Source organism: Streptomyces sp. NBC_00193, assembly GCF_026342735.1.
Classification (GTDB): domain Bacteria; phylum Actinomycetota; class Actinomycetes; order Streptomycetales; family Streptomycetaceae; genus Streptomyces; species Streptomyces stoeckheimensis.
In genome coordinates, this window is record NZ_JAPEMM010000001.1 from 4,430,688 (window position 1) to 4,452,148 (window position 21,461).

The 21,461-nt window shown below is 71.5% G+C and carries 13 protein-coding genes; 9 read left to right on the plus strand and 4 right to left on the minus strand.

The window, feature by feature from the left end; translation table 11 throughout:
* Positions 1–48: 48 nt before the first annotated feature.
* A complete protein-coding gene (locus OG898_RS19705) occupies positions 49–7,950 on the plus strand; it encodes a polymorphic toxin-type HINT domain-containing protein (protein ID WP_266958343.1) in 7,902 nt (2,633 codons plus the stop codon).
* Positions 7,951–8,409, plus strand: coding sequence for a hypothetical protein (locus OG898_RS19710; RefSeq protein ID WP_266958345.1), 459 nt, complete (start codon positions 7,951–7,953; stop codon positions 8,407–8,409). It abuts the gene before it with no gap.
* An 81-nt stretch (positions 8,410–8,490) separates the two neighbouring features.
* Here the strand turns inward: OG898_RS19710 and OG898_RS19715 are convergent, their stop codons facing one another.
* Positions 8,491–8,919, minus strand: coding sequence for an ATP-binding protein (locus OG898_RS19715; RefSeq protein WP_250745648.1), 429 nt, complete (start codon positions 8,917–8,919; stop codon positions 8,491–8,493).
* An 84-nt stretch (positions 8,920–9,003) separates the two neighbouring features.
* On the opposite strand from OG898_RS19715, the gene OG898_RS19720 reads away from it, so the two are divergent.
* Entirely contained in the window at positions 9,004–9,852 is an 849-nt protein-coding gene (locus OG898_RS19720; RefSeq protein ID WP_266958348.1) for a helix-turn-helix transcriptional regulator, read from the plus strand.
* Positions 9,812–10,072 (plus strand): DUF397 domain-containing protein, encoded by a 261-nt coding sequence (locus OG898_RS19725; RefSeq protein WP_266958350.1) that lies wholly within the window; start codon positions 9,812–9,814, stop codon positions 10,070–10,072. Before OG898_RS19720 ends, OG898_RS19725 begins: the two co-directional genes overlap by 41 nt.
* A gap of 363 nt (positions 10,073–10,435) precedes the next feature.
* Here the strand turns inward: OG898_RS19725 and OG898_RS19730 are convergent, their stop codons facing one another.
* The gene (locus OG898_RS19730; RefSeq protein ID WP_266958352.1) at positions 10,436–11,092 is read right to left on the minus strand and encodes a hypothetical protein; all 657 of its coding nucleotides are present in this window, start codon (positions 11,090–11,092) and stop codon (positions 10,436–10,438) included.
* A 291-nt stretch (positions 11,093–11,383) separates the two neighbouring features.
* On the opposite strand from OG898_RS19730, the gene OG898_RS19735 reads away from it, so the two are divergent.
* The 3 genes from OG898_RS19735 to OG898_RS19745 all read left to right on the plus strand — a co-directional run bounded on the left by OG898_RS19735 (position 11,384) and on the right by OG898_RS19745 (position 15,652).
* Complete coding sequence (locus tag OG898_RS19735) at positions 11,384–11,770, plus strand: hypothetical protein (protein WP_266958354.1); 387 nt, start codon at positions 11,384–11,386, stop codon at positions 11,768–11,770.
* A gap of 135 nt (positions 11,771–11,905) precedes the next feature.
* Positions 11,906–13,909 carry a serine/threonine-protein kinase gene (locus tag OG898_RS19740; RefSeq protein WP_266958356.1) on the plus strand — a complete coding sequence of 668 codons (2,004 nt, stop codon included), beginning with the start codon at positions 11,906–11,908 and terminating at the stop codon, positions 13,907–13,909.
* A gap of 78 nt (positions 13,910–13,987) precedes the next feature.
* A complete protein-coding gene (locus OG898_RS19745) occupies positions 13,988–15,652 on the plus strand; it encodes a hypothetical protein (protein WP_266958358.1) in 1,665 nt (554 codons plus the stop codon).
* Positions 15,653–15,712: 60 nt separating this feature from the next.
* Here the strand turns inward: OG898_RS19745 and OG898_RS19750 are convergent, their stop codons facing one another.
* Entirely contained in the window at positions 15,713–16,111 is a 399-nt protein-coding gene (locus OG898_RS19750) for a DUF4259 domain-containing protein (RefSeq protein ID WP_266958360.1), read from the minus strand.
* Between the two features lie 270 nt (positions 16,112–16,381).
* On the opposite strand from OG898_RS19750, the gene OG898_RS19755 reads away from it, so the two are divergent.
* Together OG898_RS19755 and OG898_RS19760 are read left to right on the plus strand one after the other, a co-directional pair.
* Positions 16,382–18,511, plus strand: coding sequence for an acyl-CoA dehydrogenase (locus OG898_RS19755; protein ID WP_266958362.1), 2,130 nt, complete (start codon positions 16,382–16,384; stop codon positions 18,509–18,511).
* Positions 18,512–18,553: 42 nt separating this feature from the next.
* On the plus strand, positions 18,554–19,741 hold the full coding sequence (locus OG898_RS19760) for a beta-ketoacyl synthase N-terminal-like domain-containing protein (protein ID WP_266958364.1): 1,188 nt from the start codon (positions 18,554–18,556) through the stop codon (positions 19,739–19,741).
* A 373-nt stretch (positions 19,742–20,114) separates the two neighbouring features.
* On the opposite strand, the gene OG898_RS19765 is transcribed toward OG898_RS19760, so the two are convergent.
* Positions 20,115–21,263, minus strand: coding sequence for an amidohydrolase family protein (locus tag OG898_RS19765; protein ID WP_266958366.1), 1,149 nt, complete (start codon positions 21,261–21,263; stop codon positions 20,115–20,117).
* Between the last annotated feature and the right edge of the window lie 198 nt (positions 21,264–21,461).

Consider the following 21,461-nt stretch of genomic DNA (forward strand, 5'->3'; position numbering starts at 1 on the left):
CGGCGAAGCCGCACGGCGACCGTCCTTTTGCTGTCCTCGATATTGACGGTGACGAGCCTGGGCGGGGAGGCGCTCGCCATCCCGGGGCCGGGCATGGACCGCGAGGAGTCGACCACGACGGTCGACCTCCCGGACCTGCCGAAGGCGACCCAGCTCGACGGGGACGGCGGGGCGCAGAAGGCGCTGACCACGGCGCGCGAGGTGCCCGTCGACCCCTACGACCCGAAGGCCACCGCCGCGTGGGCCGCGGGCACGGGCAATGCGACGCTGTCGGCGGCCACCCAGCCCGGTGCCACCGTCCCGGTCACCAACGGCCTGCCGATCGCCCTCGGCGTCCCCGAGGGCACCGACCCGGCCACCGTCGCGGGTGACTGGAAGGTCGAGCTCGCCTCACCGGCCACCTCGCAGGACGCAGGCGTGTCCGGTCTGGTCATGAAGGTGACCCCGCCGGCCACGGTCGACCCGGCCGCCCAGGTGTCCCTCAGCGTCGACACGACCGGCTTCGCCGACCTCTACGGACCGCAGGCCGCCGACCGCTTCGGCCTGGTGCTGCTGCCCGAGTGCGTCTACTCCTCCCCGAATGCGGGCGAGTGCGCGGACGAGGGCGGCGTCCAGACCATGTCGCTCAGCGCGGATCCGAACAAGCCGGACGAGACGAACAAGATCGAGCGTCTGAGCTCCACCGTGGAGACGGTGCCGGCGAAGGACGCTCCGACCGGGACCACGGCGGCGAAGGGCTCCCCGACCCGCAAGGTCCTCACCGGCACCCTGCCGGTGGCGCGCCTGCTCGCCGGCGGCTCCAGCTCCGCCGAGCCGGTCAACGCCTTGCTGGGCGAGGACGGCATGCCCGTCGTCAACGCCTCCCTGAGCGAGGGCGTCCAGCCCGCCGCCAACGCCACCGGCGGTTCGGCGGTCGGCATGCTCGACACCGGTTCCTCGGTGCAGGGCGACTTCACGGCCTCCCCGCTGCTGTCCTCCGGTGACTGGTCCGCCGGTTCCTCCTCCGGCGCCTTCACCTACGGGTACCAGGTGCAGACCCCGGAGACGGCCGGCGGTCTGATGCCGAAGGTCAACCTGTCCTACTCCTCGCAGTCGGTCGACGGCCGCACCTCCTCGACCAACAACCAGGCCTCGTGGATCGGTGACGGCTGGGACTACAACGCGGGCTCCATCACCCGCACGTACACCAACTGCCGCGAGGACTCGAAGAAGGCCGGCTCCAACAACGCCACGCACCGCACCGCGGACCTGTGCTGGGGCTCGGACAACGCCACCCTCTCCCTCGGCGGCATGACCACCGAGCTGGTGTGGGACGCGGCCAAGGGCACCTGGACCACCTCCAACGGCGACGGCTCGAAGGTCGAGCGCCTCACCGGCCAGGCCACGGGCAACGGCGCGAAGGACGGCGAGTACTGGGTCGTCACCACCAAGGACGGCACCAGGTACCACTTCGGCCTGAACAAGCTGCCCGGCTGGTCCGACCACGGCTCCGCCGCCGACGACCCGACCACGGACTCCGTCCTCACGGTCCCCGTCTACGGCAACCACGCGGGCGAGGACTGCTACAAGGCGGGCGACTGGGCCGGCTCCTCCTGCACGCAGGGCTGGCGCTGGAGCCTCGACTACGTCGAGGACCTCCACGGCAACGCCATGTCGCTGTGGTGGAAGAAGGACCAGAACTACTACGCCCGCAACTTCAACTTCAAGTCTCCGGTCGTCTACGACCGCGACGGCTACCTGTCGCGCATCGACTACGGACAGCGCCGCGACACCATCTTCAGCACTGAGGCCCCGGCACGCATCGGCTTCAGCGTCGCCGAGCGCTGCTACACCGTCGGCAGCGTCGCCTGCACCGAGGACAACTTCAAGTCGAAGGACCCCGGCCAGTACCGGCCCTGGTTCGACACCCCGGCCGACCTGCGCTGCGAGTCCGGCAAGAAGTGCTGGAACGCCGGTCCGACCTTCTGGACCCGCAAGCGCCTCGACAAGATCACGACCTCGGCCCAGCGCCGTACCGACACCACCGCCCGCCAGGTCGTGGACGTGTACCAGCTGAAGCAGAGCTTCGCCGAGCTGAAGACCGGCCCCAACACGGCCCTGTGGCTGGAGTCCATCCAGCGCACCGGCTACGCCCGCAACGGCTCCACCGACGCCAGCGTGGCACTGAGCCCGGTCCGGTTCGAGTCGAACACCGAGGACATGCCGAACCGCGTCCTCGCGGTCAACCCGCAGCGCCCCGGGTTCTCCCGGCTGCGCATCGCGCGCGTCATCAACGAGTACGGCGGCGAGACCGTCGTCACGTACAAGCCCATCGAGGGCTCCTGCCTCTCCGGCCCGCTGCCCGGCAAGACCGACACGGCGGCGCTGAAGTCCAACGACCGCCTGTGCTACCCGTCCTTCTGGAACCCGGACCCCGAGGTCGAGGACATCGACTGGTTCCACAAGTACGTGGTCCAGTCCATCGAGGAGCTCCCGAACGTCGACGGCTCGTACGGGACGAAGACGGCCTACACGTACAAGAACCCGGCCTGGAAGCTCGCCGACACCGAGTTCACCAAGAAGTCGACGCGTACGTACTCGCAGTTCGCGGGTGCCGAGCAGACCACCGTCATCACCGGTAGCGAAGACCCGGCCATCGGCAGCAAGCAGTCCAAGGCCGTCACCCGGTACTTCCGCGGCATGGGCGACACCGTCCCGGTCAAGGACGTCCACGGCAACGTCATCAAGGCGTCGGACGGTTCGACCGTCTACGACCGCCAGGCCTTCGCCGGCCGTGTCGCCGAGGAACTCAGCTACAGCGCCGCGACCGACGCCGACACCAACTGGCTGTCCCGGAGCGTCACGATCCCCGAGGCCACGGAGCTGGCCAAGCGGAACCGCGACGACGGCCTGGACCCGCTGAAGGCCTGGCGGGTCACGGAGCCGGAGGAGATCGCGTACACGAAGTCCTCGGGCACCAACGAGGACGACCCGCGCACCCTCCGCGAGGTCCGTACGAAGACCACCTACGAGTCGGTGTACGGCCTGCCGACCCTGGTGGATTCCTCGGGCGACACCGGCAAGCCCGGTGACGAGTCCTGCACCAAGACGGAGTACCTGCACCAGACCGCGAAGAACCTCATCGGTCTCTCCAAGCAGGTCCTGGTCTCCCCGACCACCTGCGCCGCGGCGAACTTCGCCGACCTGTCGACGCTGAGCGGCGCCTTCCGCACCGCCTACGACGGCACGGCCTACGGCACCGCCCTGGCCGGCACCTCCCGTGGTCTGGCGACCGAGTCCTGGTCGCTGAACGGCGCGGGCACCGGCTTCCAGAGCAAGGGTACGAACGGGTTCGACGCGATCGGCCGTGTCATCCGGGGGACCGACCCGGACGGCAAGTCCTCCACGATCAGCTTCGACCCGCCGACCGGCCAGGTCTTCAAGGTCACCCAGTCGAACAGCCTCGGCCACACCCAGGTGCAGGAGCTGGAGCCGGGCCGCGCGGTCACCCTGAAGACGACCGACGCCAACGGCCTGGTGAGCGAAGCCGCGTTCGACCCGCTGGGCCGGATCTCCGAGGCGTGGGCCGCGGGCCGCACTCCCTCCCCGTCCGCGGTGCCCGACTTCCGGGCCGAGTACACGATCCCGCCGGAGGAGACCGACCCGGAAGACTCCAGCCTCAAGATCCGAAAGCCTCCGTTCGTCACCACGTACTCCCGGGGCGACGGGGGCCGGATCGAGACCTCGGTCACGCTCTACGACGGCCTCGGCCGCGAGCGTCAGTCCCTGGAGGAGCCGGAGAGCGGTGACGGCTACCTGGTCACCGACACCCTGTACAACAGCTCCGGCGAGGTGTGGCAGACCAACAACGCCTACCTGACCAAGGAAGCGAAGATCGGCGAGCTCTTCACGCCGCTCGCCGACACCGCGATACCCAACATCACCCGCTACACCTACGACGGCCTCGGCCGCGTCCTGGCGGAGACCCCGTACATGAAGTACGTGGACCCCCAGACCCAGCAGACCTCCTCCAAGGAGTACCCGGAACGGGCCACCCGCTACGAGTACGGCCAGGACTGGTCGAAGATCATCAACCCGGCGGGCGCCTCGTCCTACCGGGTCTACACCGACGCCCTGGGCCGTACGGTGCGCACGGACAGCTTCAACTCCGCCGCGCCCAAGGGCTACACGTCCGTCTCCTACGAGTACGACGCCCGCGGCCAGCGGGTGAAGGCCACCAACTCGGCCGACCCGACGCACCCGTGGACCTGGACGTACGACCACCGCGGCCGGATGGACTCCACGACCGACCCGGACGCCGGTGTCAGCCGCACCGAGTTCGACCACCTCGACCGGGTCGTCACGAGCACCAACGCCCGCGGCGTCAAGGTCTGGAACGAGTACGACCAGCTGTCGCGGCCGAAGCAGCAGCGCATGAACGACGCCAACGGCACGCTGCTGGCCGACTTCACGTACGACAGCGCCCCGGGCGGCAAGGGAATGCCCGCCGCCGCCACCCGCTACACCGATGGCCTGGCCTACACCCAGAAGGTCAACGGCTACACGAAGGACTACCAGCCCACCTCGACCACCCTGTCGCTCCCGCAGCAGATGGTCGACACCTGGGGCTTCGCCAAGGACTACAACTACAGCTACAACTACAGCGACACGGGCAGGCTGGAGGACGCGCAGCTCCCGGCGGTCGGTGCGCTGGACGCCGAGAAGCTGGTCGTCCGCTACAACAAGGAGGGTCAGCCGCTCTCCGTCTCCGGCAAGGACTGGTACGGCTCCGAGACGGTCTACTCCCCGTACGGCCAGGTGCTCCGGTCGACCCTGGGCGCCCAGCCGTACCGCGTCTGGACGCAGAGCTCCTTCGACGAGTCCAGCGGTGAGCTGAAGGAGCAGGCGGTCTACCGGGAGCAGAACACCGCCAGTCTCGTCGGCGGCAACCTGGTCTCCAACCGGGCGTACTCCTACGACCCGGCCGGCAACGTCACCTCGGTCCAGGAGAAGTCCGTCGGGATCGAGGAGCGCCAGTGCTTCTCCTACGACCCGCTGGGTCAGCTGAAGTCGGCCTGGACCTCCAAGGAGCAGACCGCCTGCACCACCCCGAAGAAGACCGACGGCACCATGAACGTCGTCGCGGGCAAGGACGGCTCCGGCTACTGGCAGGAGTACGAGTACGACCTCCTCGGCAACCGCACCAAGCTGACCGAGCGGAACCTCGCGGGTGACACGGCGAAGGACGCCGTCACCACCTACGAGTACGGCAAGAACGCGGCGAAGGACCAGCCGCACACGCTGACCAAGGTGACGAAGAAGTACGTCACGCCGGCCGGCGCGCAGATCACGGCCGAGGCCACGCGCCTGTACGAGCTGACCGGCGAGACCAAGTCGGTCACGTCGGTGCAGAACGGCGACAAGCAGGACCTGACCTGGACCTACGACGGCAAGGTCGACCGGATCACGGGCCAGGGCTCGGGCGGCAAGAGCCCGTACGTGGGTCTCGGCCAGAAGTGCCTCGACCTCAAGTCCGGGCTCGCGAGCGCCGGCAACGCCATCCAGCTGTACCAGTGCAACGGCACCGTGGCCCAGGCATGGCACTTCGACCCGGTCCCGGGCCAGGCGGACGCCAAGCTGGGCACCCTGGAGGTCTACGACACCTGGTGCATCCAGCCGGCCTCGAACACGGCGGGCGCTGCGGCCCAGGTGCAGAAGTGCGACGGCTCCGCCGCGCAGCAGCTGAAGCGCAACGCCTCGGGTCAGCTGACCCACGCCCCGTCCGGTCTGTGCCTCGCGGTACAGGGCGGGACGAACGCCAACGCGACGCCGATCGTCCTGGCCACCTGTGACGCGGCGCAGGCCGCCCAGCAGTGGCTGCCGCAGAACGACACCCGTCACATCTACGGTCCCGACGGTTCGAGCCTGCTGACCATCCAGGGCAAGCAGGCGACCCTGAACCTCGGGGAGGCACAGGTCACCGTCCAGCCGGGCGGCGTCCTCGTCCGCACCGAGCGCACCTACTCCGCCCCCGGCGGCGCGGTGCTGCGCTACGCCAACGGCAGCGCCGGCAACTCCCTGACGGCCCTGGCGATGGATCACCAGGGCAGCATCTACGCGGAGGTCGCCCTCAGCGCCGGCCAACCGGTCCGGGTCCGCAAGCAGGACCCGTTCGGCAACCAGCGCGGCACCGACACGGCGGGGCAGAACGTCCAGAGCCACAAGGGCTTCCTGGGCAAGGACCGCGACGACACCTCCGGCTTCCAGCCGCTGGGCGCCCGTCTCTACGACCCGCTCGTCGGCCGCTTCCTTTCGGCCGACCCGATCCTCGATCTGAACGACCCGCTGCAGTCCAACGGGTACGCCTACGCGCACAACAACCCGATGACCTTCTCGGACCCGACGGGTCTGTCGATCAGCCTGACCGCCAGCGAGCGCGCGGCGGCCCTCGCGGGCGCGGGTCTGTCGGCGGCGCAGGTTTCCCAGGCCGAGGCGATGCAGGGCAAGTCCCTCACCTCCGTCATCCTCGCCGTGGCGTGGGACACGCTGAAGGACTTCATCGGGATCAACGACGCCATGGGCTGCTTCGGCGGTGACATGTGGTCCTGCGGCAGCCTCATCATCGGGGCCATTCCGTGGACGAAGCTCGGCAAGATCCCCTCGGTCATCAAGGCCGTCAACCGCACCATCAACGCCATCCAGGCGTTCAAGGCGGCGAAGAAGGCCGCCGAGATGGTGCTGAAGGCGGCGAAGGCCGCCGAGGCGGCAGCGCTCCAGGCCAAGAAGGCCGCGATCGAGAAGGCCAAGAAGGAGGCCGCGCAACGGGCCAAGAAGAAGGCGGCCGAGGCAGCCAAGAGAACCGCCGACGCGGCAGCCGCGGCGAAAAAGAAGACGGGTAACGCCGTCCAGAAGAAGGCCCAGGTCAAGGCCGCCCCGAAGGCTTCCAGCCAGTCCGGTGGCAAGGGCGGCGGAAGCAAGGCCGGCGCGGCCAAGCCGGGAGGTTCCTCCGGCGGTTCCGCCCGGAGCAAGGGCGGATCCAGCGGCAGCGGCGGCTCGGGCAAGACCGAGGGCGGCAGCGGCGGATCCTGCTCCACGGCCGGCAACAGCTTCGTGCCCGGCACGAAGGTGCTGATGGCCGACGGCTCCGCGAAGGCGATCGAGAAGGTCAAGACCGGCGACAAGATCCTCGCGACCGACCCCAAGACCGGTGAGACCCGCGTCGAGACGGTCAGTGCGGAAATCAAGGGCAAGGGTCTCAAGCACCTCGTCAAGATCACGATCGACGTCGACGGTACGTCGGGCTCCAAGACGGCCGAGGTCACCGCGACCGACGGGCACCCGTTCTGGGTCCCCGAGCTGCGCGAGTGGATCGACGCCACCGACCTGGAGCCCGGTCAGTGGCTCCAGACCGGCGCGGGCACCCGTGTACAGGTCACCGCGGCCGAGCCGTGGACCGCGGCGGCCGCCACCGTCCACAACCTCACGGTGTCGAACCTCCACACGTACTACGTGGTGGCGGAGGCCACGCCGGTCCTCGTTCACAACTGTGGATCGGGTGGTGGTGACGATGATCTGGTCACGGTCTATCGAGGCACCGACCAGGGACTGGAAAACATGATCGCGGAAGAGTCGGGTCACCTCATGAGTGATGCTGCGCGCAGCACTTATGCGGGAACCGGTTCGATGGACGAAGCGATGAGGGCGTCGCAGCAGGCTCACGGCGATGCGCTCGCTGCCTGGGGCTCGCTCGACGACTATGTTCAGGCCCACGGGTCATTCGGAACGGAGATGGCGCAGATCGGTCCCCGGTCGATGATGTCGTTCACCACGGACATCAATGTCGCGCGGGGCTTCGGTGGCACCATTTACGCCGCGAGGATTCCGAGAAGCCAAATGATCCTGCAGACATTGCCGGGTGCGGGTGAAGCAGAGGTGCTTGTGCCGCACATGATTGCCGTGACGAGGCTGTAGATGTACGTAGAGATTGTTCTCGGCCCGCTTCCGGTGCGCTATTACCCCCGGTCGGGCGCACTGGGCAAGGAGGATCTCCTCCCGGGCCAGGACGAGGGCCGGGAGCAGTCTCTCGTCCGGTCCGACCGGTTGCGGCGCATCGTCATGCCGCTTCCGAGCGGCAGGTCCTACCGGCTGTTCCTGCACTGGAGCGACGGCACGGACCTGGAGGACCTCGACAGGAGGATCGCCGAGGGCGAATCCTGTGAGGGGGCCTTCGCCGGCGCACTCGCCGGCGGTGACATGGATCTCCGCTGTCGGACGTGCGGTACGGACTTCCTCGCGGTCGTGGCCGACGCGGGGACCCCGCTGCTGGGAGACATCGCGAACCGGCTCCGCGCACACGAGTTCGTCGATGTGTGTCCGGTCTGTGGTGCCGGATGGCAGCCCCATGTAATGCACGCAGTCGAAGCTGCTTAGCGGCAAAGGCCCGCTGGATCTGATTCCAGCGGGCCTTCTGCCGTCCCGCCCGCCCCGCCGGACTGCGGCTCGACGTCGTCGTCACCCCGTGACGGGCCGAAGGACATCGCACTCGAACCACACCGTCTTCCCGGTGGGATCCGGGTCCGTGCCCCAGCGGTCGGTCACCGCCTCGACCAGGAGCAGGCCGCGGCCGCCCTCGCTCAGCTCCCCGGAGTCGGGAGCCACGCGTGGGGGCGCCGGGCAGCCGTCCGAGACCTCCACGCGCAGCCCGTCCGGCTGCCGCAGGATGAGGACCACGCAGCCCCGTCCGGGTACGTGGCGCACGACGTTGGCGACCAGCTCGGTGAGCGCGAGCTCCGCGGCGTCGGCCAGGGCGTCGAGCTCCCACTGCGCGAGGAACATCCGCAGGATGCGCCGCATGTGCCGGGCCGAATGCTCACCCACGGTGAAGCCCATGCGGTAGATGTCGTCAATTCCTGCCGATGAGGGGCCAGTTGCGAGATTCATGACATCAGCGTGCGGCGGCGTGGTTACGCTCGGCTATGGACCGAAACGAACGCCGTGAGGCGTGTGCTTGGAGGTGACCGCTCCATGGTCAACGTCCGTGACCTCGATCCCAGCGCCTCTCCGCTGGACTACTACGGCGCCGAGTTGCGCCGCCTACGGGAGGCCGCCGGCCTCAAACAGGGCCAGCTCGGGAGCATCGTCTTCTGCGGGGCCTCGCTGATCGGCCAGATCGAGACGGCGAGGAAGGTTCCGACCCGGGACTTCTCGGAGAGGGTCGACGCGGCACTGGGTACGGGGGGTGTGTTCTCCCGGCTGGTGGGGTTGGTCCTACGGAGCCAGCTGCCTACGTGGTTCCAGGCGTACGCGGAGATGGAGGCGCGGGCTACCTACATCTCCACGTTCCAGGCGCAGCTGGTGTACGGCCTCTTGCAGACGGAGGCGTACGCGCGGGCGATCCTCGGGGTCCGGGGCGACGAGGGCCTCGACGGGAAGGTCGCCGCCCGCATGGAGCGGCAGCGGATCATGGACCGGGGCGAGCCGCCGCTGATGTGGGTGGTTTTGAGCGAGGCGGTCCTGCACCAGGAGATCGGTGGCCGGGAGGTGATGCGGGGGCAGCTCGCGCACCTGCTGGAGCTCCAGAGCCGGGAGTGGGTGCGGGTGCAGATCTTGCCCTTCGAGGTGGGTGCGCATGCCGGACTCATGGGCTCGTTCACAGTCCTGCGCTTCGAGGACGATCCCGATCTCGTGTACACCGAGGACTTTGTGCAGGGTCATATGACCGCCAATCCGCAAGTCCTCAGGGAGGGTTCGCTCCGTTACGATCACTTGCAGGCCGCCGCTCTCTCCGTGCAGGACTCGGCGGCACGGATCGCCCGTGTGATGGAGGAACGCTATGGACAGCATCCAGGACCTGACGGGCGCGCGCTGGCGTAAGTCCTCGTACAGCGGCGACACCGGCGGAGAGTGCGTCGAGTGCACCCCGCTCGGGGCCGTCGCCTGGCGCAAGGCCTCGTACAGCTCGGACACCGGTGGTTGCTGCGTAGAGATCGCCACCCAGCCCTGCCAGATCGCCGTCCGGGACTCCAAGAACCCCGACGGTCCCGCCTTCACCGTCGCCCCGGCCGCCTTCGCGGAGTTCGTGCGGAGCCTCTGAGGGCCGGACGCTGCTCCGGGCGCCCGTAGTGGCGGCCGTCGCCTGCGGGCTCTCCGCCTGGGCGGGGAGTGCGAGCAGCCCGGAGCCGGAGAGCAGCACCGCGGTGCACGCACCGATCACCGCGCTGCGGAGGCGGGGGCGGTAGGACATGGGGACTCCCTGGGGAACGGTGCGAACGGAACACGCGCACTCAAGCAAGCTCCGGGGGGCGGGCATAGCGCCCATTAGGGGCCGTGCCGACCCGGATCCGCGCACGGTGGCGGCCCCGCCCGAGCCCCCTTGAGGAGAAAGGACTTCGGGCGGGCACCCTCCCGAATCGGCCCGGCTCGGCGGAAGTACCCGTACGGCCGGTGGTACAGGGCGTCAGGGGGCGGTGCACATCGTCTCGGCGAAGAGGGTGTGAGGGACGGAGCCCGTGTTCTTGGCCCGGACCGTCCAGCCCGTCTCCGTCGGGCCCGAGGTGGTGAGGAGGACGTCGATGCCGCCGGATCCGCCCCCTCCGCTCGGCACCTGTCCGGCGGGGCACTCCGCGTGGGCCGTCCCCACCTCTCCGGCCTCCACCGGGACGCTGCCGCTCGATGCGAGGGTGGCCGCCGTGTCGGAGCAGCTGATGAACGCCCTGACGAAGGACAGCGGGGCGTCCGGGTCGTAGTCGGTGTACTTGGCCCGCGCGGTCCAGTTTCCGTTCGACCAGGTCGTTGCGCTCGCGTAGGTGCGGTCCCCGGCCTGGAACCCGCCGCCCACCACGTACTGGGAGTCGCTGCACCTCGCGGTGCTGCGGTTGTTCGGATTCCCGGGCTCAAGGGGCGCGTCCGGTCCGACCTGATGGGTGAGGGTGGCGTCCGTCGAGCAGACCACGCGGGGATGGACGGTCAGCACCTCGTCGGTGCTGTTGTAGACCCGCACGCGCCAGAGGTTTCCCGACGGGGCCGATTCCTTGAAGAAGACCGCGCCCAGGGGGTTGAAGCCGAGCGTCGCGCCTCCCCCCGTGGGTTTCGTTCCTTCCGGGTAGGGCGCCACCGCAGTGCCCTGCCTGCCGGGGTACAGGATGATCGGGTGGCCCGGCTGCTGCGTGACGCTGCGGCAGTGCGGCGGTTCGGAAACGGCGCGGGCGCGTCATTGCGGCCTCCTCGTGGGGGTGCGGTCGAAGGCCACACGTTCCCTGCCGTGGTCGCGTGATGCGGGGGGTCACTCGTTCGGCATGCGCACATACGTTTCTTCCTGCGCCGGACGAGTGGCCGGGCGGATCACCCCGCGGGATCGGGGAAATCCACGGCTGACCCGAACCCGAGTGTGTAGAGGAAGGCCGACATGAAATCCGCCCGCTCCCTCGCCCTGGCCGCCGTGACCTCGATCGTGCTCCTTGCCGGCAGCGCGTTCTCCGCCGGTGCGTGGGACTCCGGAGACGATCCGCCCAAGCCCGCGCCCCCCACCGACCCCGGCGTCGTCGCGCCGCAGAGCGCGCACCCGCAGTACCGGGGCGACATCGTCTTCATCCCGGCCGGCGGTTTCGGCTTCGCGCACGTGAGCTGTCCGGCGGGCATGGTGCCCACCGGGGGAGGCGGTCAGACCGGCAGCACGCTCACGCTCCTCACCGACTCCCTGCCCAGCTCCTCGGGTTGGACGGTGGGGGTGAAGAACAGCGACACCGGCCAGAGCAACACCGCTTCGGCCTGGGTCGTCTGCACCGCCGCGTAGGCCGGTCCCGGCCGGAACCCCTCCGTGCCGTGGGGGCGTAGCTTCATCCTGAACGTAACTGCCTTTACCCTGATGCGGGTTCGGCCGGACATGCCAGTCCGGCCGACCGCGGCGGACCATCGGGGGACGGGCAGTATGAGCAGCGCGCGCAGGGACGACGACGACAACGCCGACGGGGGCATAAAGCCGCTGGCGCCCGGTGATCCGAGCCGGATCGGGCCGTACCTGCTGCTCGGGCGCCTCGGCGCCGGCGGGATGGGCCGGGTGTTCCTGGCCCGCTCCGAGGGCGGGCGGACCGTCGCGGTGAAGGTGGTCCACGAGGAACACGTGGCCGACGCGCAGTTCCGTGCGCGCTTCCGCCGCGAGATCGACGCCGCGCGGAAGGTCGGCGAGCGGTACACCGCCCCCGTCCTGGAGGCGGACCCCGACGCCGAACGGCCCTGGGTGGCCACCGGATACGTACCCGGGCTCTCGCTGGAGCAGATCGTGCGCCGGCACGGGCCCCTGCCCGTGGCCTCCGTCCACGCCCTCGCGGACGGGCTGCTGCACGCGCTCAAGGACATCCACACCGCCGGGATCGTGCACCGCGACCTCAAGCCGTCGAACGTGATGCTGACCGTCGAAGGCAGCCGGGTCATCGACTTCGGGATCTCGCGCGCCCTGGAGACCTCCGTCGAATCGCTGCTCACCAGCACCGGCATGGTCGTCGGCTCACCCGGGTTCATGTCGCCCGAGCAGGTGCGCGGGCAGCGGGCCGGGGCGAAGAGCGACGTGTTCACGCTCGGCTGTGTCCTCATGTACGCGGCCACGGGCGAGCTGCCCTTCGGGCACGGCGCCAGCAACCAGCACGCGGTGATGTTCCAGATCGTGGAGGGCGAACCGGCCCTGGAGCGGGTGGCGGACGCCTCCCTGCGCGCGCTCATCGGCCGCTGCCTGGTCAAGGGCGTGGAGGAACGGCCGGGCGTGGACGAGCTGCTGGCGGACCCCGAGCGGGTCCTCCCGGCGGCGCGCGGCGGGGCGTGGCTGCCGCCCGGCGTGGTGGAACGGCTGGCCAGGCAGGCGGCGCGACTGCTCGACGCGGAGGCGGCGCCGGCGGCCGAGGCGCCTGCGCCCGTACCCGTACCGGCTCCCGTGCCCGTGCCCGTGCCCGCGCCCGAGGCGCAGACCCCCGACCGGGGGACGCTCGGGCTGCGGCCGGGGGCGGGGGCAGCGGGGGAGTCCGGCGAGCAGGTCGTCGAGGCCGTCGCGGCCGTCGAGGGTGCTGGTCCGGCGACCGGGCCGGCAGCCGGGCCGTCCACCGCCGGGCGGCAGCCACGCCCCGCCGCGCGGCGGCGGTTGACCGTCGCGGTTCCGGCCGTCCTGGTGTTCACCGTAGGAGGGGGCACGGTGGCCCTGCTCCAGCCGTTCGGCGGCGGCGACGGCGGCGGGCGGCTGGCTTCGCCCCCGGCGAGCAGTGCGCCCGTGGTGCCCGGCGCCTCCGCGGGCTCCCCGTCGGCGGCGAGCGGCTCACCGGCCCCGGGCGCACCGAACTCCGAGAGTCCCCAGGCCCCCCAGAGCCCGCCCGTACCGGCACCGGACGGCCAGGCCGCCGCCGGGCAGGGCGCGGCGGCGGGCGCGGGAACCCCCGGCGGGGGCGCCGGCACCCCGGGCGGCAGCAGCGCGAACCAGGGAGGAGGCGGGGGCCCGGCCGGCGGAGGCACCGGTACGGGCACCACCCCGGGCGCCACCCCGGGGGGCGCGGGCTCCCCGAGTGGCGGCGGCTCCCCGAGCGGCGGTTCCCCCAGCGGCGGCGGCTCCGGCGGCGGCGACGCGGTGCCCGCGTACTTCGCCGGGACCTGGACCTACAAGGGCGACTTCAACATCGGCCAGCCGGGCACGGTGATCATCACCCGGTCCGGGGCGGTCCGCCTGATCAACGAGTCCCAGATGGGGCACTGCGAGAACATCGCCAAGGTGACCTCGCTGGCCTCCGGCGGGACCCGGATCAACATCGGCGCGGCCGCGGTGGACAAGTCCAAGTCCACCAGCCAGTTCTGCGGGGTCCTGGACCCCTCCTTCTTCACCAAGAGCCTGCCGGCCGGCCTCCAGCACAACGTGGGCCCCTCGCACGGCGAGGGCTACTACTACGAGAAGTCCTGACGCCCGTGCGGCGCCCGGCCGGTTTCCGCCCTCCGGCGGCCGGAACGCCCGGTCCCGAACCCGCTGCCCCCTGCGAGCATGGACGCCATTGCACACACGGGGGCGGGGTGGGGCATGGGGTGTGGGATCGCCGGCTGGATCGTTCTGACGCTATTGGCGTACGCCGGCAACAATGAGGGGCTCGGCAACCTGCTCTTCTGGGGCGGTGCGATCGGGTTCGGGGCCGCGTACTGGAACAAGAAGGCACCGGAGCGGGAGAAGAGGGCGATAGCGGAAACACATGCGGTGCGCCGTATGGAGTACCTGGAGCTGACCCGCAGGCGCGACGAGGAGAAGGCCGAGCTGGCCCGCAGGCGCGACGAGCTGCAGTCCGAGGTGGACGTCTGGCGGGCAGGGGGCCGGGTACGCAGGCCAACGGAGGACAACCATCTGCCCGGTCCGGCCGGCGATCGCAGAGGCGGAGGCCGTTCCGAACACGTCGCTCTCCGTCCGGTGACCTTGCGCAGCGGGCGGACGCTGGCGCTGCCGGACGCGGTACAGGGCCGGCAGCTGCTGGGGGAGACGATCACCGACCTGACCCGGGCCGTGGCGGGCGAGGCCCGGCGATTCGTCCGCCAACTGGAAGCGTTGCCTGCCGGCGGATGCGAGCCGGCCCGCTTCCGGCGGCGCGGCGGAGAACTGGGCTGGGAGCGGCCCGAGTCCGGTACGAGACTGACGCCTGCGGCGGCGGCCCTGGTTCACCGGGCTCTTGCCTGGTCGACCGCCCGGCAGACGCTGCTCAAGGTGCTGGACCCGGCGGCGGCCGAGCTCGGACCGGTCAAGGAGGCGGCCCGGAAGGCCGCCCGCATTCTGGACGGCCCGAGCGGGCACGTCGCCTTCCCGGGGCCGCAGGACCTTCCGGTGCGCCCGGAGGGGGAATGGCCCGCTCATCTGGCAGCCCTGGGGGAAGGCTTGCGCCGCGCGGCGCAGGTCCTCGGCTCCCGCCCGCCGTTCGAACCGATCGGGCTGCTCCGGCCGCCCCAGGACGCCCGGTTCGCGGCGGACGTCGCGCCTTCGGCGGTCGACGAGCGGCTGACCGCGTTCCTCCTGGACCGCACCCGGAGGTTCGCCCGGCTGGCCGCGGGGACGGTCTCTTTGGAGGAGTCCGACTGGGAACTGGGCGGCGGGCTCCTGGACGGCTTCCTGACCACCGAAGTCGCCGGCCGCTTCCACCGGACGGCCAAAGGGGCCGAGGCCGTCGCCCGCTTGCCGCGGGACGCGATCACCGCCGACGTCCGCCGGCGGCTGAACCTCGGGTACCAGGCCATCGCGTTGAACTACCTGACGGAGGTTTCGTTTCAGATGCAGGAGTACACCAACCGGTCCGGCATGGGCGAACCGCGCCCGCCGGTGACCATCAACGGCAACGTCGGCGCGGTGAACATAGCCGACACCATCCAGTTCATCGGCTCGAACGTCGCGGCGATCATGGAGCGCGGCGACGACCGCTCGGCGGCGGCGATCGACGCCCTCAACGCGGCGATCCAGCAGGAGACGGCTCTCTCCGAGCAGCAGCGGGCGGAGTTGCTGGACAGCCTCGCGGACGTCTCCGAAGCCGCCGCCAACCCGGACGAGCGCCGACTGCGCACCCGGGCCCGGCTCGCACTGACCGCCATCGCCAACGCGGGTACGGCGATCGGCGCGACCTCACCGATCGCCCAGGCCGTCACCGACTGGCAGCACGTGTACACCAGCCTGTTCTGAACCGGGCTCACTTCCCCGCTCCCGATCGGTCCGGTACGCGGACCACGGGGGCGGGGCCGATCACAGGAGGGCGCTCCGAAGCCGGGAGACGGTCGCCCGCCAGGGGCCGGGCGCGGCGGTCTCCTCCCAGAGCTCCATGAGCTCGGAGGGCTCGGTGACGACCCGGTCCAGGGCGCGGACGGCGAGTGCCCGCAGGTCGGCCGGCAGCTCGGGAACGGGCAGGTCCGGCCCGTAGGGGGTGGTGACGGGCTCACCCCCGGGGCACTGGGCGGCGACCAGGGCCGCCGCGGCCACCGCCTCCACCGCCACGTCCTGGTCGAGGTACCCGGCGGTGTCGGCCGTGCACGCCAGGGCGGCGCGGATGATGCCCGGCCGCTCGGCCTCGGGTGCCTCGTCGAGGCTGCCGGAGAAGTCCGCGGCGGTGTCGTTGTCGAAGGGGTCGACGTCCCAGGTTCCCATGATCTCTCCTGCTTCTGCTTCCGTGATGTCCGGCATCGTGCCAGCGGGCACTGACAGCGGCCGGGCCGGAGGGACGGCCGCCGGGCCGGGAAGTGCCGCACCGGCTTGGTGAGCCGGCTCCCTTCCGACCGGGCGCGCGGACCCGCGGCGGCCGTCTTGTCAGGCAGGGGCGACCCGCGTCGGACACGTGCGGCCGGGCCGCCGCCGGAGCGAGAACACGTTTCAGTTCTGACCTTCCGTCAGAATGAAACGTGTTCTACTCTGCCGCGCATGGGCATCGGAATCACAAAGGAACAGCGGGAGTTGGCCGAAGCCGTTCGCGGCTGGGTCGCGCGGGCCGTGCCGCCCGAGGAGGTCCGCAAGCTCCTCGACACCCCGCCGCAGACGGGCGCGCGGCCCGCCTACTGGGACGGGCTGCTCGCCTCCGGGCTGCTGGAACCGCACCTGGAGGGCGGCACCCTGCTCGACCTCGCCGTCGTGGTGGAGGAGGCCGCCCGGGCGGCGCTGCCCGGGGCGTACCTGCCGAGCGTGCTGGCCTCCGTCCTCCTGGACCGGGCCGGGGCCGAGCCCCTCGGCGGGCGGGTCGGGGCCGTGGCGCTCGGGCCCGGGGACCTGACGGCCGTCGCCGTGGAGGGCGGCTACCTCCTCGACGGCACCGCCCCGCCGGTGCTCGGCGCGGGCGAGGCCGACCTCGTGCTGCTCGCCGCCGAGACCGCGCACGGGACCCGCTGGTTCGCCGTCGACGCCGCCGCGCTGGACATCCGTACCCAGGACAGCGCCGACCCCACCCGGCCCACCGCCGAGGTGCGCGCCCGCGGAGTCACCGCCGGGCCGGGGGCCCTGCTGGAACTCGACGCCGCGCTCGTACGGGACCTCGCCTGCGTGCTGTTCGCCGCCGACGCCTGCGGCACCGCCGCCTGGGCGCTGCACACCGCCGCCGAGTACGCGAAGGTGCGCGAGCAGTTCGGGCGGCCCATCGGGCAGTTCCAGGGGATCAAGCACCTGTGCGCCGACATGCTGGTGCGCGTGGAGCAGGCCCGGGCGCTCGCCTGGGACGCCGCGCAGGCCACCGAGGAGCCCGCCGAGGTGCGCTCGCTGGTGGCCGCGCTGGCCGCCGGCACCGCGCTCGACGCCGCGTACTCCTGCGCCAAGGACTGCGTCCAGGTGCTCGGCGGCATCGGCTTCACCTGGGAGCACGACGCCCACATCTACCTCCGCCGGTCCCTCGTCGCCCGCCAGCTCCTCGGCTCCGGCGACGGCCACCGGGTCCGGGCCGTACGGCTCGCCGCCGCGGGCGCCCGGCGCGAGCTGCGCCTGGAGCTGCCCGCGCGGGCCGAGACCCACCGTGCGAAGGCCCGTAGCGCCATCGCCGACGCGGCCGGGCTCGACCCCGCCACCGCCCGCCGGGTGCTGGCGCCCACCGGGTACGCGGCCCCCTACCTGCCGGCCCCGTACGGGCTCGGCGCCGGTCCCGTCGAGCAGCTCGTCGTCCAGCAGGAACTGAAGGCCGCCGGGGTCAAGGTCGCCGACCTCGGGATCGCCACCTGGGTCGTGCCCTCCCTCCTCGCCTACGGGACCCCCGAGCAGCAGGAGCGCTACCTGCTGCCCACGCTGCGCGGGGACGTCACCTGGTGCCAGCTCTTCTCCGAGCCGGGCGCGGGCTCGGACCTCGCCTCGCTGCGGACCAAGGCGGAGCGGGCGCCCGGCGGGGACGGCTGGATCGTCAACGGGCAGAAGGTGTGGACGAGTTCCGCGCACAGCGCCGACTACGGGATCCTGCTGGCCCGCACCGACCCGGACGCCCCCAAGCACAAGGGGCTCGGCTACTTCATCGTGGACATGAAGACCCCCGGGATCGACATCCGGCCCCTCAAGGAGATCACCGGCGAGGCCCTCTTCAACGAGGTCTACTTCGACGACGTGCCGCTCCCGCCCGACGCCCTGGTGGGCGCGGAGAACGGGGGCTGGAAGGTCGCCCGCAACACCCTCGGCAACGAACGCGTCCACATGGCCGACCAGATGACCTTCGACACCGGCCTGGAAGCGCTGCTCGCCCGCTCCGCCGAACTCGAAGGCGGGTACCGGGTCCGGATCGGGGCCCTGGCCGCCGAGGCGCACGCCCTGGCCTGCATCGGGCTGCGCACCACGCTCCAGCAGGTCTCCGGACTGGAGCCGGGAGCGGGCGCGTCCGTACGCAAGCTCGTCCAGACCCCGCACCAGCAGCGGACCGCCGAGCTCACGCTCGAACTGCTGGGCCCGGCGGGCGCGGTGAGCGAGGGGGCGGGGAAGCGGGCGGTGCACGGCATGCTCATGTCCCGCTGCCTGACCATCGCCGGAGGCACCACGCAGGTCCAGCTCAACGTCGTCGCCGAGCGGATTCTCGGCCTTCCCAGGGACTGACCGAACCGAACTGAACTGAACCGAAGGGCAGTGGGGACACGCATGAAGTCGTACATCGTGGGCGTCGGCATGACGAAGTTCGAGAAGCCGGAGTCGAGGGACTGGCAGTACTGGGACATGGCGAAGGAGGCCGGCGACGCGGCGCTCGCGGACGCGGGCATCGACTACGGGCTGGTCGAGCAGGTGCCGGTGGGCTACTGCTTCCAGGCCTCCACGGCCGGCCAGCGGGCGGCGTACGAACTGGGGCTGAGCGGAGTCCCCGTCTACAACGTCAACAACAACTGCGCGACGGGCTCGACGGCGCTGATGATGGCGCGGCAGTTCGTGGAGGGCGGGATCAACGATTGCGTGCTGGCGCTGGGCTTCGAGAAGATGAAGCGCGGCGCGCTGGGCGGCGGGGCGGACGGCGGGGACTTCAAGACCTCCCCGGTCGCCCGCCACTACGGGATCATGGCGGCGGGCCACGGCTTCGAGATGTCCCCTCCCACGGCGCAGATCTTCGGGAACGCGGCGCGCGAGCACATGAAGCTGTACGGGACCACGGCCGCGCAGCTCGCGGCGGTCGGGGCGAAGAACCACCGGCACTCGGCGAACAACCCGAACGCGCAGTTCCAGGACGTCTACACGGTGGAGGAGATCCTCGCGGCGAAGACGATCCACGAGCCGCTGACCAAGCTCCAGTGCTCGCCGACCTCGGACGGGGCCGCGGCGGCGGTGGTCGTATCGGAACGCTTCGTGGAGCAGCACGGCCTGGGGGACCGGGCGGTGGAGATCGTCGCGCAGTCCATGACCACGGACACCGAGGCGTCCTTCGCCTCCGGCTCCTGCATCGACGTGGTCGGCAAGCCGATGACGGCGGCGGCGGGGCGGGCGGTGTTCGCGGCGTCCGGGCTCGGGATCGGGGACGTGGACGTCATCGAGCTGCACGACTGCTTCTCGATCAACGAGCTGCTGACGTACGAGGCGCTGGGCATGTGCGAGGACGGCGGCGCCGGGGCGCTGGTGGAGTCGGGCGCGACGACGTACGGCGGCCGGTGGGTGGTCAACCCCTCGGGCGGCCTCATCTCCAAGGGCCACCCCCTGGGCGCGACGGGCCTTGCGCAGGCGGCCGAACTCGTCTGGCAGCTCCGCGGCACGGCGGGCCCCCGCCAGGTCTCGGGCGCGCGGGTCGGGCTGGCGCACAACATCGGCCTGGGCGGCGCGGCGGTGGTCACGCTCCTGCGGCGGTAGCCTCCGGCGGTGGGGCGGGGTGAGGTGCTGGCTGCGGTGGGTCGGTGCCGGGGGCGAGGTGGGGTGTCCGCCTGGACTGCATGATTTAGGCGCCCCCTGCTCTACTCCGACAAGGCGAAGCCTGCTCGCGCGCCACAAATCACGCTTTACGTCCCGGCCGACACCCCACCCCGCCCCCGTCCCCGACCCGGGCCGATTCCGGACCCGTGGGCGGGTACTTCAGCCGTCCCGTGTTCTTTCAGCCGTCCGGCGTTTGAGGACCGGGGTCTGGGGCGGAGCCCCCGGGCGGGTCCGGGCAGCGCCCGGGGAACGGGCGAAGGGCGGGTAGGGGACTCGGCCCCGCGCAGCGGGCGGGATGCTCGGGCAGCGTGCCTCAGGTGCGGACCGGCGCCGGAGTCGAGGCGGCCAGAGCCGGCATCAAGCGCACCGCGTTGTCCCGGTTGATCGCCCGCCGCTGCGCAGCACTCAGCGCGGGGTCGCCCGCCAGCGCCGGCAGGGCGATGTCCGCGACCATCTCCGCCGGGCACGCCGGCCAGTCGCTGCCGAAGAGGATGCGGTCGGGCGATGCCATCGCCAGCAGGGTCCCCGCCGGGGACATCGGCCCGGCTGTGTCGTAGTAGAAGCGGAGCAGGTGGTCCCGGACCATCGCCGGGTCGACGGGCGGGGTGAACGCCCCCGCGAAAGCCTGGACCCGGGTGGCGATGTGGGGGAGGAAGCCGCCCGCGTGCGGCAGGATCACCGACAGGTTCGGGAAACGCTCCAGCGTGCCCTTGTGGATCATGTTCAGTGCGGCCCGTGTGGTGTCCAGCAGGAAGTCGCACATGAAGTGCGGGATCCCCGGAACGGCCAGCCCACCCGGCCCCGGGCCCGCACCCGGCGGCACACCCGGCCCCGGCCCCGCACCCGGCCCGGTACCCCCGCCCGGCCCCGTACCCCCGCCCGGCCCGCCGGCACCCGCGCCAGGGGCCCCGCCCGGCCCCCCGCTCCCGCCGGGGAGCGGCAAGTTGTGCGGGTGCGTGTCCACGACGGCGGAGCGCTCGTCGAGGTCGGCGAAGAGCGGGTCGTAGGAGGGGTCGCCGAGGTAGACGCCGCCGTAGTTCGCCGTCACGTTCACCCCCACCGCCCCCAGCTCGTCGAGCCCGCGCCGCAGCGCCCAGCGCGCGACCTCCGGCTCGTCGAGGAAGAGCGGGGCGTGGAACGCGAAGCGGCCCGGATGCGCGTCCGCGACCTCAGCCGCCGCCCGCAGGGTGATGGCCGTGGCCTCGCGCAGCTGCGCGGACGTCGCGTAGCGCGCCGGCAGCATCGGCTTGAGCACGGCGGTGGCGATCCCCGCCCGGTCCATCAGGTCCAGGGCGGCCGCGGCATCCCAGCGCGCCCACGGCGGAAGGGCCTTCCGGTGCGCCAGGCCCTGGCCTTCGGCCCACTCCAGCCACTCCGGGGCACAGAAGTGGTGGTGGACGTCGATCCTGCTGCGGCTGCCGTCGTCCGGCGGGGCGAGGTCGAGGTGTGCGATGTCCGGCATGAGGCGGACCCTAGGGCGGGGACCGCGCGGGTGGCCGCGGGACGGCTCGGGGATCCGGCCGATCCGCTCAGGCGGGCGTAGTTTCGGGCCCGAACGGGGTAACGGAGGTTACGCGGGGCGCGGGCCGAGGGAGTGAGGTGGCTGGACAGTCGAGCCCCCACGAGAGGTCTGAGCCGTGACGACCGAACCCGCAGTGGC

Coding starts and splice junctions, on each gene's coding strand:
- OG898_RS19710 (WP_266958345.1), top strand. CDS start 7,951: ATGTACGTAGAGATTGTTCTCGGCCCGCTTCCGGTGCGCTATTACCCC.
- OG898_RS19715 (WP_250745648.1), bottom strand. CDS start 8,919: ATGAATCTCGCAACTGGCCCCTCATCGGCAGGAATTGACGACATCTAC.
- OG898_RS19720 (WP_266958348.1), top strand. CDS start 9,004: ATGGTCAACGTCCGTGACCTCGATCCCAGCGCCTCTCCGCTGGACTAC.
- OG898_RS19725 (WP_266958350.1), top strand. CDS start 9,812: ATGGACAGCATCCAGGACCTGACGGGCGCGCGCTGGCGTAAGTCCTCG.
- OG898_RS19735 (WP_266958354.1), top strand. CDS start 11,384: ATGAAATCCGCCCGCTCCCTCGCCCTGGCCGCCGTGACCTCGATCGTG.
- OG898_RS19740 (WP_266958356.1), top strand. CDS start 11,906: ATGAGCAGCGCGCGCAGGGACGACGACGACAACGCCGACGGGGGCATA.
- OG898_RS19745 (WP_266958358.1), top strand. CDS start 13,988: ATGGACGCCATTGCACACACGGGGGCGGGGTGGGGCATGGGGTGTGGG.
- OG898_RS19750 (WP_266958360.1), bottom strand. CDS start 16,111: ATGGGAACCTGGGACGTCGACCCCTTCGACAACGACACCGCCGCGGAC.
- OG898_RS19755 (WP_266958362.1), top strand. CDS start 16,382: ATGGGCATCGGAATCACAAAGGAACAGCGGGAGTTGGCCGAAGCCGTT.
- OG898_RS19760 (WP_266958364.1), top strand. CDS start 18,554: ATGAAGTCGTACATCGTGGGCGTCGGCATGACGAAGTTCGAGAAGCCG.
- OG898_RS19765 (WP_266958366.1), bottom strand. CDS start 21,263: ATGCCGGACATCGCACACCTCGACCTCGCCCCGCCGGACGACGGCAGC.